Below are 13,631 nucleotides of genomic sequence, written 5' to 3'. Positions count from 1 at the left end.
CAAATATTTCGGCATAAACATGCAAGGTTCAATCGCTAAATTTCGTTAGAATTAGACTGATTTAGACTTTCTAGCCTCAGTTTTGCTGAGACTGTGCAACTAGAGAGTTTGGATATTTGCTATTTGGCGATCGAGCTCATCGAGTTCAATAGTTAATTGCTCGCTTGGGGATTGGGAAACCCCAGGTAATTAGAGTAATTAGCTACGGTTACTTGGCCAGGTTGAGATTGCCTCATTGGGCTAGCGGGCATAGGGATTTTATTTAGACTGGCTGTGGCAAATGCAGTAGCAACTGAGCTATTCGAGCAACTTGCCATTAACTCACTTTCATAATTTCAATACCGATCGCACGTTTCATGGTTGGCTATCAACATGAGCGCCCATGCATTAGGGCAAGAGCGATCGTCAATCGGTTTTGGTCTAAGTTGTTGCAGCCCTCAGCAGGTAGCTATTTAGATCTGTTTGGTTTAATTAAGCTTCTGGCCTCTAGCTGAAATTATGAGGGCAAGCTAGTAGCCAAGACGATGAAGTTGAGCGATGGCGATCGCTTGCAGCAGGAAATAGAGTTTGCCTGAGCGTTTAAGCTTGTGACCTAAAAATCACAACCCGAAAACCACAATCTTAGTCAGCTTTAGTCAGTCTTTGCCACTCTATGCCAAAAGTTTAACGAATCAGATCATCAGATCAACTGAACCAAGTATTTCCCCACTAAATCTTGATCACAATTTTTATCACAATTAAATAGTTCAAGCTTCCCTTTAAAATTCAAGCTGACTCTAGATTTCAGTTGTAAAGCGATTGAATCGGGGCTGGCTAGTCTGCATCAATTACTCAATTACATAAATCATACGGGGATTGATAGTTATGCCTTTTAGTTTTCTCAGTAACCATCTGGGGCAACAGCGATCGCCAAGATCGTCTAGATCACGCACAGTTAATCAGCCCAATCAAGCTGCTAAGCGTTCAAATTCGCTACCACTCTATTTTTTAGTTGGTATATTAACTGCCCTGAGTGGTCAAGTAATGCTAAGTGCCAACCCAGTCAAAGCCCAAACCACCAACACCAGGGTCACCAGAGCCAGGATCATTGAAATCCTGGAGGGCAATCAGGTGTTCATTCAAAATCGTCGTGCCAGGGTTAACGATGTGGCGCGAGAACGCCAACAGGTCAGCACCAGGTCATCCCGTGCCCAATTAAGATTCAATAATCGGGCTGTTGCTCGGTTGGGGCGCAACTCTTCCCTGACGATCGGCAGTTGTGGCGCACAGCTTCAGCGAGGTGAAATGTTAGTAGAAGGGCCAGCCCCAGCCTGTACATCGCGGGTAACCAGTGCTGTGCGTGGCACCACCTACACAGTGACTATAGATGATAGCGGTCGGGAAGCATTCAGAGTTTGGGAAGGCAGAATAGATGTCACGCCGGAAAATTCCAATGAGGAAGCGATCGCCGTTAGGGGTGGCGAAGCTTATATCTTCGACCCCAGACAAGGAGATGGGCTGGTGCGTCAGATTTCTCACGAAGAATACGAAGATGTTTTCAGTGGTGATCTAGTTGTCGATTATTTAGATGAGCTGGAAGATGTCAGAGAAATTAGACGAATTCACCAGGATCTTTATCCCGACAGGGTTTTCCCCTTCAAAGGAGTACCACTCAGGCCGCATCGTGGTCACTTTAGTTTGTCGATCCGCCAGGATCAGCCGACCCAGGATTTTGTGATTGCCAGGGTTTCGCTCAAGTCTCGCCGGGGTAATGGCTTCCGTGAAGAACGCTATGTGGGTGACTATCTCTATCCCATCAATACTAGAGCCGGGTTTATTCGCGGCCTCAACCCAGACGATCGGATTGCGGTCAGGCTGTTTACCGCCGATGAAGATGATCCCAAACTGATTGGCTACAGTGAATTTGATCTATTGCGGGAATATGCTGCCGTTAGTATTGTGCTACCCGAAGATAGGCAGCCCAGTGGCACTGTTCGCACTGTCTATGGCATTGATGCCGATCAACGTGGGGCGATCGACAGTGGTGTAACAATTTACGATTATTTAACCTCGCTCAATTATCCGCGTAGTGGCGATTATCTGGATACCTCAGTTACATTCTTGGATGTGGTGGCTGCCCAGGATATTAATATGCGTTTGTATGATCCCGGCAATTTACCTAGCCCCACGCGGGGATCGCAGTACCACGATACCCATTACCCCAACAGTCTATCGATCGGTGCTTTCCCGCTGATTGCTGAAACTATGCCGGTTTTCTCGCCGAGCCTGTTGCGGACGATCAATGCCCTGCCCTATGAGCGGATGGAGCCGGTGGCAATTCGGGCTGACGATCGCTCCGCCTATGAGGTAACGCAACAAATTTTGAACTACAAGGATCGCTAATCAGTCAAAGCTTAGTCAAAGCTTAGTCAAACCAATTAATGTTAGTTCGATCGCCTCCGCCAGTATTTTGGTAATTGAGGCGATCGCGCTTGGCAAAATAATGCTGATGCTCGGCTGCCGCCAGGTAATAATCAGAGGCCGGTTCAATGAAGGTAACGATCGGCCGATCGAATTCTCCTGATGTGTCTAAGCGTTGCTTGTCTACCTGGGCTGCTGCCGCCTGGGCAGGGCTGTGGTAAAAAATTACCGATCGATATTGCTCACCGCGATCGGGCCCCTGGCGATTAAGTGCGGTGGGATCATGGATTTGCCAGAATCGATCGAGCAATTGTTGATAGGAAATTAGCTGAGGGTCAAATTCAATTTGTACTACTTCGGCATGTCCGGTAATCCTGGCGCAAACATCCAGATAGCAGGGATTTGGGAAATGACCGCCCATATAGCCCACTGAAGTTTTGGTTACTCCCTTGAGCTGCATAAAAGCGGCTTCTACGCCCCAGAAGCATCCTGCGCCAAATGTTGCTATTTCCGCCATGATATTTTTGGAATGAGATTTTTAATGTGTCTATGTTTGGATCCAAAAAATAACCTTAGCTTGACCAGTTTCAACTTTACGATCGCTGCCGTAGCTATCATGATTTTCGTAGCCGATTATTTAAGCTTGCAGATATAACTGGCCAGGATAATTGCTAGCAAGGATATCAGTCTAGGAGAACTGAGCAAAAATGGCAAAAGGAGATAGGATGATATTGTCTATAATTGATTACGATCGCGGCTATGCTTTCCTGACTTAATTCAAGGTAAGCCAGATCGCTGGAATCACATAGACATTTATAGCTATATAACTACTTAATAACTACTTAGATTACCTAACTCCAAATTTGAATTTAGACTACTCAGGCTAACTTAAGAACCTCAGTTAGCGATGTTTTAGTCATTAGTTAAGTATATATTTAGCAAGCATCGACCTTAGTCAAGCAATTATCTAGAGAGCTAAAGCCATAGGCCAGCCAAACAGTTCAGTTACCAATTTCTGCCTCATGCTGAAATAGCCTTGAGTTAAGGAAGTTGTTTAAGTTGAAACAAATCAACAAGCATGTCAACAACGTCAATGGGTTTCTGGAAAAGCATATTCAGAGTTTTTGGTACTACTGAGCCTACAAAAAAGAATCGATTACGCCCTGTGCCAAATCAAAACGGACAAATATTTTTCAGCACCGATCGAGACATTGATGTCTATGAGCTGGAGGAATTATGTGATGCGGTGGGTTGGTCGCGTCGCCCGATCCGTAAAGTCCGCAAGGCGATCCAACATAGTTTTATTGTGATTTCAATGTGGGAGAAGCGCGGTACCTATAGCCGGCTAATTGGCTTTGCCAGGGCTACGTCTGACCATGCTTTTAATGCCACCCTGTGGGACGTGGTGGTGCATCCTGAATATCAGGGCAAGGGGTTGGGGAAGGCGCTGATGAAGGAAACAATTAAATCCTTGCGCCAGGCTGATATTAGTAATATTAGTTTGTTTGCCGATGCCCATGTGGTGGAGTTCTATCGCCAACTTGGGTTTAGCCCCGATCCGGAAGGGATTAAGGGGATGTTCTGGTATCCACCATAGATGTATAGAGCATTGCTAATTTGCTTACGCTTGATCGTCAATTGGCTTCTTCTTCAGCGATCGCCCCATCGGGCATGGTTGCACCGGTCAGATTAGCCTGCTCCAGATTCGCCCCCTCGATCGTGGCGGTGCTGAGATTGGCCGCCTCTAGATTTGCTCCCTCAAAATTAGCATCAGTCAGATCTGCACCCTTTAAAAATGCTCCATTCAGATCTGCCTCAACTAAACTCGCTGCGGTCAGGTTGGCATCGGTTAGCGCCGCAAAACTAAGATTAGCGTCATCCAAATTAGCACCACTTAAATTTACGCTATCCATCAACGCATCAGAGAGATTGGCTTCACTCAAATTAGCCCCACTGAGATCCGATCGATTCAAGGTGGCCGCACTGAGATCAAGCCCACTAAGATCAACCCCGCTGAGATTGCATTCAATACATTCCTTGCTGGATTTGAGTTGCTCTAATTGTGCGTCCGGATCAGCGGGATTACTGGGCTCACTGCTACTAGTATTTGAATCTGAATCATTAGTATTAGGCTGAGCGGGGTCAGCGGGAATAGTTGCATCTTGGCCACCACACCCCCATAAGCCCAGACTCAAAAACAGGCCGATCGCAACCAGGCCAAAGGTTTGCCGTAGTTTTTGGTACGATCGTTGTGGCCTTTGGGACTGAGTCATCTTTGTAAATACTAGATTGATTAATGGTGATTTGATCATTGCAATTGATTCGTAAGAAAGTCAGCAAGAAAATTAAAACAACAGAATAATACAGAATAATTAATATTGATATTTTGCCCTAAACCTGTTTCTTAGGATTAATTAATTAAATGAATCAAGGTGAATTAATATATTTGCTCAGAACGGCGCGATCGAGCAATCCGCTGGCTTAACAGCAACACTGGCACAATGCCAACTAAAATGATTGCCAATGCTGGCGCAGCAGCTTCTGCCAAGCGCTCATCGGAAGCATATTGATAGACTCGGATTGCCAGGGTATCAAAGTTAAATGGCCGAATTACCAGGGTAGCGGGCAATTCCTTCATTACATCCACAAATACCAGCATCGCCGCAGTGAGTAAACCTGGAATCATAATTGGCATGTGTACCTTTAGCAAGGTTGCCAACGGACTACAGCCAAAACTACTGGCCGCATCATCAAAACTGGGTCTGATTTTGCTCAGGCTAGAGTCAACTGTACTGAACGAAACCGCCAGAAACCTGACCAGGTAGGCAAAAATCAGCATCACGATCGTGCCGCTAAATAGCAAGCCCGTGTCAAACCAACGATCGAGAAAATTATCCAAATTCCCAACCGGGATCAATGTGCCCACCGCGATTACCGTGCCAGGGATGGCGTAACCCATCGCCGCAATCTGTACACAACTGCGCATTAGCAAATTTGATTGTAATCGCAGTCCATAGGCCATGATCGCCGCGATCGCAATTCCCAAAAAAGCCGTGATCATCGCCAGGACTAAGCTGTGGTTTGCCAGTGACCAAAAGTCCCGATCGATCGTTTCGGCAAAATTGGCAATACTCATTTGCAACAACAAGCCCGATGGCAGCAGAAAACCCAATAAAACTGGGATCGTACAGGCAATTATGGCCAGGAGCGATCGACCGATTCCCAGTTGATAGCGGGGGAGCTGTTGGTAATGGCTAGAGACTTGGTAATACTTAGCCTGACGGCGTGACCAGCGCTCCAATAATACCAACCACAGAATAAACACCATCAACACCGCTGAGAGCTGCAAGGCGGCCTGTCGCTCGCCCATATTCAGCCAGGTGCGATAGATCCCGGTAGTAAAAGTATTGATACTAAAATAATCAACCGTGCCAAAATCACCCAGGGTTTCCATCAGCGCCAGAGCCAGACCTGCTGTGATTGCTGGACGTGCCAGGGGCAAAGCCACCACCAGAAAGCTACGCCAGGGATTACAACCCAGACCCCGACTGGCTTCGATCGTGCAAACCGATTGTTCTAAAAAGGCCACTCTAGCCAGCAAATAAACATAGGGATAAAGCACTAGCACCAGCATGGCGATCGCCCCACCCATTGAGCGGATCGCTGGAAACCAGTAATCAGTGGCGCTGCCCCAACCAAAAAAGTCCCGTAGACCAGTTTGCACAGGGCCATAATATTCCAATAACTCGGTGTAGGTGTAGGCCAGAATATAGGCCGGTGCTGCCATTGGTAATAGTAACAACCATTCAAATAGGCGATCGCCGGGAAATCGACACATGGTTACCAACCAGGCCGTACTCACACCAATGCTCAAGACACCTGCTGCCACACCCAACATTAACCACAGTGAATTAAACACATATTCAGTTAAAACCGTGGTGGCCAGATGCTCCCAAACATCGCTTGCATTGCTAAAAACGCTACTGAGCACAAACAGAATTGGTGAGGCGATCAGCAGGGCGATCACCACCACAAAAATCGTCCAGCTATTCAACCCAGATTTCAAAACTGAGCCAGGGGATTGCCAGCGGCGGCGGGCTAATTGGGGTGGATCGATCGGTTTGGCCAAAATGTCTAGACGTAGTTACTGAGAATTTGTAGCAATAACTACTCTAATATAATTTTGTGGCGATCGTTACTTAAACTTAATGCGTTTGTGTGGCAATTTGCCGTGCATTTGTCGTACAATTCATATAAGATTAATCTAATCGCTTTGATTTTTTAGTCTTCCTTTATGCTTCCAAGAAGCAGGAGATTAATCATGACTGAACATATCCTCACCAAAACTGAACGATTAGAAGCTCGTGTTACCAAGCCACAAAAAGAGCTACTCCAGAAAGCTGCAAGCCTGCGGGGCGAAACTTTGACAGTGTTTATGCTTAACATTCTGGTTGAAGCTGCAAATAAAATAGTTCATGAAGATCAACTCATCCAACTGAGTCAACGTGATCGTGAAGCCTTTGTCAGTGCCTTGCTTAATCCTCCCCCAGTAAACGAGAAAGCAAAAGCTGCTGCGCAAGAGTACAAAAAAATTATGGGTAAATAGTGGCTAAACATGAGTCAGTTGATTTCTACATCGAAAAGCTAGGTAAACAGCACGATCGCAATTCATTCACCTGTGGTGTGGCAATATTAGATCGCTATTTGCAACAGCAGGCAAGTCAGGATCTTAGAAACTATGTTGCTGCAGTTTTTGTGGCTGTCAATAACTCTGTTTTGAATAGTAGCGGTCAGAAGCAAATAATTGGCTTTTATTCTGTCTCCTCGACCAGTGTTGATGCCAGAGATTTTCCACTAGAAATAACTAAAAAGCTACCTAAATATCCAATTTTGCCAGCAACCTTAATCGGTAGATTAGCGATTGCAACTCAATATCAGAAAAAAGGATGGGGACGGTTATTATTGTATGCAGCATTGCAATTAGCTTTAGCGAATGAAGTTGCATCAATGGCAGTAATTGTAGATGCGAAGGATGAGCGTGCTGTTTTTTTTTATGGTCAGTATGGCTTCTTGGCTTTTCCCGATCAACCCTATCGACTATACCTGCCAATGAAAACGATCGCTAGGATGCTTAGTTAAAGATGCTGCCATATAACCTCTATAAAAAATGCTAATTAGCCCAACTGCCATAAAACTTGCATAGCGTTACCTCCATTCGCCAAACTAGAGAAAGCGTAGCAAACATAGCAAATAGAAAAATTGACCCGTGCTCAGGATCAGCGATCGCAATTCCAAACCGCGTGACCAGGCAGCCAAGGCTAACCAAAAAAAAGCTCAGCCCAGTTTATATGGCACTTTTGAGGGTGTATTTACCCCCACAGTTTTAACGATCCTGGGGGCAATTATGTATCTGCGCCTGGGTTGGGTAGTGGGTAATGCTGGCCTATTGGGAGCAATTATGGTGATCCTGCTGGCCTGTAGTATTACCCTGGCGACCGGCCTATCCCTGGCTTCGATCGCCACCAACACCAGACTAGACGCAGGCGGCCCCTATGCAATCATCTCCCGCGCCCTGGGGCTAGAGACAGGCGGCAGTATTGGCTTGCCTCTGTTTTTGTCACAGACTCTGGCCGTAAGCATGTATATATTTGCTTTCCGTGAGGGTTGGTTGTATCTCTTCCCAGAACATAACGCCCTGGCGATCGATTTAATTTCCTTTGCTCTGGTGGCATTAATTGCCTACATCAGCGCTGGGTTAATGTTTCGGATTCAATTTCTGGTGCTGGCCTTGATGGGCATTTCATTGCTGGCAGTGTTATTTAGTGATGTGACCTGGCAGCCTGCCACTGATCTTGTGGTTTGGGGTGAGTTCCCCGGATCAGCGGATAGTAATTTTAGTGGCACCAATTTTTGGGGTGTATTTGCAGTATTTTTCCCAGCCACCACCGGGATCATGGCGGGTGCAAACATGTCCGGTGAACTGCGTGACAGTCGGCGCAGTATTCCGGCTGGTGCCCTCAGTGCGATCGTCCTGAGCACAATTATCTATGTATTGCTCTGTTTTTGGTTTGCCAGGGCAGGCTCAACCGATGAATTGGTCAGCAACTACACGATCATGACCGATCGGGTTAGATGGGGATGGACGATTCTGGCTGGGTTATTAGGAGCCACTTTTTCGCAGGCGATCTCCTCGTTGGTGGGTGCTTCGCGGATTTTGCTGGCACTGGCTAAAAATGAGGTAGTGCCGCAGGGAAAATGGGTATCGCAATTGTCGAATGGCACTAGCGGGGAGCCGCGCAATGCCCTCTTGATCAGCGCCACGATCGCTCTAACTGCCTTGATGCTCAGGAACCTCAATGCGATCGCCCCTTTGATTACGATGTTCTTTCTGATCACCTATGCCACGTTGAATCTGGTGTTATTCATTGAAAGTAGCCTGGGTTTAACCAGTTTTCGCCCCACCCTGCGAATTCCCCGCATTGTGTCCCTGTTTGGGTTTGTGGGTTGTTTGCTGTCCATGTTTATTATTAACGCCACGCTCAGTTTGATTGCGATCGCGGCGGTGCTGTTTATTCCGATTCGGATTGCCAACCGCCAAGGCAAACGCCAGCCAGCCAATATTAGTAGTGGTTTATTTGAATCGATCGCCCGCTGGGCTGCTAGTAAAGTGGTGGATATGGATATGACCACGCTCAGGGCATGGCGACCAAATGTACTTTTACCGATCGAAGATAACTCCGTAATCGAAGCACATTTGTACCAATTGCTGACCGCACTATGCAAACCGGAGGGCGTAATTAAGTTAGTTGGTTTTACCGATCAAGCCAGCACCAACGCGATCGAGCCAAAATTAGAAGCAGCTAGAATGGCTCTGCGTGAACAAGGGGCATTTACAACTTCAGCAGCATTGAATGCACCAACCGATGTAAGGAGCATGGTTGCAGTGTTGCAGGCATTGAAGACCACGTTCTTTGGCCCAAATATTTTGTTTTTGCAGTTGCCCTATGTATTGAAGCAGCAAGAAGATATGTTGCCTGTGTTTGAGACTGCCCAAAAACTCAAAATTGGCGTAGTCCTGTTTAGTCACCAGAAAGGAACCCGGATGGGTCAAGGAGCCACGATTAATCTTTGGATCAGGCCGCAGATTGACGACGAAATTCCGATGCAGGAGAGGTTGCGATTGGGCAGTATTAATCTGTCTGTGCTGCTGGCGTTTAAGTTAGCGCGGGCTTGGGATGCTGAGCTTAATTTGATTTCTACGGTGACGGAGCCGAGTCAAATGGAAGCAGCTAAGGCATATGTGGATGCCCTCAAAGATCTTTGCCGAATTCCCAATCGATCGCTGACCTACATGATGATGGGTCATTTGGATGCATGTATGGCCATAGCTCCCCGTGCGGATATTAGTTTTATTGGCCTGGCCGCGATCCCTGATTTTGATTTTGTGACACGGATGCAGGGATTGGCTAATTCCTCTTGCCTGTTTATCGGTGATTCTGGGGGTGAGAGTGCGTTGGCCTAGCTTACTGCGATCGCCTTAAACCCTGCACAAATCCTTAGCAAGATAGATGGGCGATCGTCCTACCTATGGTTTCATGAATATAGTGAAGCCATGATATATGCCGCCTATATTTTTGACGGGCAGGTCTATGTTGGATTTGCGATCGATATATCAATGCTAGGGGATATTAGAAAGCATAGTTTTTAAAAAATTGCTTTAACTGCTCAAGCCTATTGAGCTAATTGATTTAATTGATCTAACTGAATCCTGGCTTCAAGCTATTGTGACCTAGCGAATCTGGATGCTTAGGTTTGTGGCTACTAATTTTTAAAACATTATTTTTGTAAAACTTCATCCAATTAATTTTAAATTTAAAATAATAAAAGACTATGGCAGGACGTGGATTTGGCCCCATAAAGGAAAAAAGCGAGAAGACCAAGCGCAACATTGCTGAGCGCAAGCAGGCCGCTGAAAAGTATGACGAGATGCAAGACCAAGGAATGCCTGAATTTAAGGTATTCATCCGGATTCAGGGCAAGGAAAACTGGCTGCCGATCGGTGAAATCACGGTCAATCGCAGTAATAAAATTGCCCAGGCGATCTATGAACAAGAAGTTGGCTTAGTAAAAAGCTCGGTACGCGCCTATCCATTTTTGGGCAAGTATAAAGACCAATTGGAATATGGCTATCGCCTCAAAGAGTTTGATGATGAGCCGATTACGGTTGCAGAGAGACCTTCCAGCAATCCAGTAACTTCATTGATTGAAGGGATTAAGGATCGGTTTGCCTTTGCGATCGTTAAATAGTTGAACAATGGCTTACTGGCTAATTAAAACTGAACCAAATGATTATTCCTTTGCCGATCTAGAAAAAGAGGGGCAGACAATCTGGGATGGGGTTGGCAATAATCTGGCGTTGAAACATATGCGGAATATGGCGATCGGTGATTTGGCTTTGTTCTACCACACAGGCAAGGAGCGGAGAATTGTGGGTGTGGCCGAGGTGGTAAGTGAACCCTATGTCGATCCAAAGTTGGATGATCCTAAACGTACTGTGGTGGATGTAAAGTTGGGGCGCACCCTGCCTAAGCCAGTGACTTTACAACAAATCAAACAGGATCGTGATTTCTTTGCTGATTTTGACCTGGTTAGGATTAGCCGCTTGTCGGTGATGCCTGTATCAGAAGAGTATTGGCAACGCATCATGGAGATGGCACAGGAATGACCTACCGCAACCCGATCCCCACCGTGGATATTATTATCGAGATGCAAGATCGCCCCGATCGACCGATCGTGTTGATTGAGCGTAAGCACGAGCCTTTTGGTTGGGCGATCCCTGGCGGGTTTGTGGATTATGGTGAGTCATTGGCTACGGCGGCGGTGCGTGAAGCCCTCGAAGAAACCAGCTTGACAGTGGAGCTAATCGAGCAATTTCATGCCTATTCCGACCCAGAGCGCGATCGCCGTAAGCACACGATCTCGAATGTGTTTATTGCGATCGCCACTGGCCAACCCAAGGCCGCCGATGATGCTAAAAGTTTAAAATTATTTGAACCCTGGCAATTCCCAACCCAGCTTTGTTTTGATCATGACCAAATTTTGCAGGATTATTGGCGCTATCGCCATTATGGGATTAAACCCCAGCCTTAATTTGCTCCCCTCATCAACTTCAATAAAAACAAATCAAATAAAAGGTGAAAAAGTCTTGCAATGACATGGTTGGTGACTGTATTTTGATACTACAGACATCCACAGATATTCAGACAAAAAACATGTCGGAACATAATAATGATGATTGGCAGAAATACTATCACGATGGTACTAGCAAATCTGAGAAACAAGCAGAGAAACAAACATCAGCGCAAAAGGCCAAAGCTGAGTATGAGGCTAATTTAAAAAAAGTTACAAACGGGTGTCTCAGTATAGTCCTTGTTATTGTTGCCCTCTCTTTCTTAGCAAGCTTATTTCCTAAATCTCGACCTAATCGTCAAACCGTTTCCACTTCACCTTCAACGCGGGACATTAGCAATAAAAAACCTGAGGAGTTACTTGCCATTATTGATAGGTCACCTAGCAACGTAGCGCCCTACGCAGCTACCCTTGACAAGCTAGAACTCAAATGCACAGAAAATAGAATGAAGATTGCCGATATGTCGGCTGCAACTCAAGACATAATTGCGAAGAAGACCATAAGACCTACAAACCTAGAGCTGATCCAGGGAGTGCTGACAGTTACAAATGAACTTGATAGCGTCCAAGACTGTGATCAGTATTTTGCTGCATTTGCGATTCTGATGACAAGTGATTAGGATTGGCATTTCACAAAAGCGATCGCCATTTGGTTAAACATAAACAAATCTCAGCACAAAGACATAGCTTTAGATGATATGATTTTTAATCGGCATAGCAACTAACTTTGTCTACGATCGCCTAACTATTAAGATTGCAAAGATTTAGCTATTGGAAGTTTGCTACATTTCATTGCTGTTTAATTGCGCTTGGTTAGGGTAATCAAAATTTGATTGCTAAGGCAGAGTGGAAACATAGACATTTGCCTTGCTACCAATCGGCCACTACACCTTAAATTTTAGTGCGCTTGATTTCTTTATTACTTGTTGTTTATTAATTAACCGATTGTTTGTCCCGGAGGTTCCAAAAAACTATGGCAAGAATGTATTACGACACCGATGCAAATCTTGAATTTCTGCGCGGTAAGAAAGTTGCCATTATTGGTTATGGTTCCCAGGGGCACGCCCATGCGCTCAACCTCAAAGACAGTGGCGTAGAGGTGATGGTGGGGCTCTATGAAGGTAGCTCGTCCTGGCCCAAGGCCGAAGCAGAAGGCTTGACCGTGAAAAGTGTGGCGGATGCCACGGCGGCGGCAGATTTTGTGATGATTTTGCTGCCCGATGAAGTCCAAAAGGCGATTTATTTAGAGCAAATCAAGCCCAACCTCAAGGAAGGCGATGTATTGGCATTTGCCCACGGCTTTAATATTCACTTTGCCCAGGTGATTCCCCCCGCCAATGTGGATGTGGTGATGATCGCACCAAAAGGGCCTGGTCATCTGGTGCGCCGTGTTTATACCCAGGGTCAGGGTGTACCAGCATTGTTTGCGGTTTATCAGAATGCTTCTGGACAAGCCCGCGATCGGGCGATGGCTTATGCTCATGGCATTGGTGCAACCCGCGCTGGGATTTTGGAAACCACTTTCCGCGAAGAAACCGAAACCGACCTGTTTGGTGAACAGGCAGTGTTATGTGGTGGCCTGAGTGCATTAATTAAGGCTGGATTTGAAACCCTCACCGAGGCTGGCTATCAACCGGAATTGGCCTATTTTGAATGCTTGCATGAAGTGAAGCTAATCGTGGATCTGGTGGTTGAAGGTGGTCTGGCAAAAATGCGCCACAGTATTTCTAATACCGCCGAATATGGCGATTTCACCCGTGGTCCTCGCTTAATTAATGATGCGGTGAAGGCAGAAATGAAGCAGATTTTGTCAGAAATTCAATCGGGTCAGTTTGCCCGTGAATTTGTGCTGGAAAACCAATCTGGTAAACCGGGCTTTACGGCCATGCGTCGCCAGGAAGCTGAACACCCGATCGAAGAGGTGGGTAAAGAGCTACGGGCGATGTTTAGCTGGATGAAGAAGGTCTAGTAAGTTTAGTAAGTGGTGGTGGGGAAGTAGCGGCGTGACTAGGCAATAATTAGAAATAATTGCGATCGCCTCT

Annotated in this window: 13 protein-coding genes; 10 read left to right on the top strand and 3 right to left on the bottom strand. The window is 46.1% G+C overall.

What is annotated here, in order from left to right; genetic code table 11:
- Positions 1-864: 864 nt before the first annotated feature.
- The gene (locus PSE7367_RS05715; RefSeq protein ID WP_015164427.1) at positions 865-2,382 is read left to right on the top strand and encodes a FecR family protein; all 1,518 of its coding nucleotides are present in this window, start codon (positions 865-867) and stop codon (positions 2,380-2,382) included.
- 22 nt (positions 2,383-2,404) lie between these two features.
- On the opposite strand, the gene msrA is transcribed toward PSE7367_RS05715, so the two are convergent.
- Positions 2,405-2,917: a peptide-methionine (S)-S-oxide reductase MsrA gene (gene msrA, locus PSE7367_RS05710; protein WP_015164426.1), complete on the bottom strand. Its 513-nt coding sequence runs from the start codon at positions 2,915-2,917 to the stop codon at positions 2,405-2,407.
- 576 nt (positions 2,918-3,493) lie between these two features.
- Here msrA and PSE7367_RS05705 point away from each other — a divergent pair.
- Complete coding sequence (locus tag PSE7367_RS05705) at positions 3,494-3,997, top strand: GNAT family N-acetyltransferase (protein WP_015164425.1); 504 nt, start codon at positions 3,494-3,496, stop codon at positions 3,995-3,997.
- 37 nt (positions 3,998-4,034) lie between these two features.
- On the opposite strand, the gene PSE7367_RS05700 is transcribed toward PSE7367_RS05705, so the two are convergent.
- A complete protein-coding gene (locus PSE7367_RS05700) occupies positions 4,035-4,673 on the bottom strand; it encodes a pentapeptide repeat-containing protein (protein ID WP_083883893.1) in 639 nt (212 codons plus the stop codon).
- Positions 4,674-4,837: 164 nt separating this feature from the next.
- On the bottom strand, positions 4,838-6,529 hold the full coding sequence (locus PSE7367_RS05695) for an ABC transporter permease (protein WP_015164423.1): 1,692 nt from the start codon (positions 6,527-6,529) through the stop codon (positions 4,838-4,840).
- A gap of 192 nt (positions 6,530-6,721) precedes the next feature.
- On the opposite strand from PSE7367_RS05695, the gene PSE7367_RS05690 reads away from it, so the two are divergent.
- The 8 genes from PSE7367_RS05690 to ilvC all read left to right on the top strand — a co-directional run bounded on the left by PSE7367_RS05690 (position 6,722) and on the right by ilvC (position 13,558).
- Positions 6,722-7,006 (top strand): type II toxin-antitoxin system TacA family antitoxin, encoded by a 285-nt coding sequence (locus PSE7367_RS05690; protein ID WP_015164422.1) that lies wholly within the window; start codon positions 6,722-6,724, stop codon positions 7,004-7,006.
- A gap of 77 nt (positions 7,007-7,083) precedes the next feature.
- Positions 7,084-7,539, top strand: a complete 456-nt coding sequence (locus tag PSE7367_RS05685; RefSeq protein ID WP_225882686.1) for a GNAT family N-acetyltransferase — start codon at positions 7,084-7,086, stop codon at positions 7,537-7,539.
- Between the two features lie 127 nt (positions 7,540-7,666).
- Complete coding sequence (locus tag PSE7367_RS05680; RefSeq protein WP_015164420.1) at positions 7,667-9,922, top strand: APC family permease; 2,256 nt, start codon at positions 7,667-7,669, stop codon at positions 9,920-9,922.
- A 368-nt stretch (positions 9,923-10,290) separates the two neighbouring features.
- On the top strand, positions 10,291-10,707 hold the full coding sequence (locus PSE7367_RS05675) for an HHL1-like protein (protein ID WP_015164419.1): 417 nt from the start codon (positions 10,291-10,293) through the stop codon (positions 10,705-10,707).
- A 7-nt stretch (positions 10,708-10,714) separates the two neighbouring features.
- Positions 10,715-11,125 (top strand): EVE domain-containing protein, encoded by a 411-nt coding sequence (locus PSE7367_RS05670; protein WP_015164418.1) that lies wholly within the window; start codon positions 10,715-10,717, stop codon positions 11,123-11,125.
- Entirely contained in the window at positions 11,122-11,550 is a 429-nt protein-coding gene (locus PSE7367_RS05665; RefSeq protein WP_015164417.1) for an NUDIX domain-containing protein, read from the top strand. Before PSE7367_RS05670 ends, PSE7367_RS05665 begins: the two co-directional genes overlap by 4 nt.
- A gap of 122 nt (positions 11,551-11,672) precedes the next feature.
- The gene (locus tag PSE7367_RS05660; RefSeq protein WP_156800349.1) at positions 11,673-12,209 is read left to right on the top strand and encodes a hypothetical protein; all 537 of its coding nucleotides are present in this window, start codon (positions 11,673-11,675) and stop codon (positions 12,207-12,209) included.
- 353 nt (positions 12,210-12,562) lie between these two features.
- Complete coding sequence (gene ilvC / locus PSE7367_RS05655) at positions 12,563-13,558, top strand: ketol-acid reductoisomerase (RefSeq protein WP_015164415.1); 996 nt, start codon at positions 12,563-12,565, stop codon at positions 13,556-13,558.
- Positions 13,559-13,631 lie beyond the last annotated feature (73 nt).

Source organism: Pseudanabaena sp. PCC 7367 (assembly GCF_000317065.1).
GTDB lineage: Bacteria > Cyanobacteriota > Cyanobacteriia > Pseudanabaenales > Pseudanabaenaceae > Thalassoporum > Thalassoporum mexicanum.
This window is presented reverse-complemented; position numbering and strand designations above follow the sequence as displayed.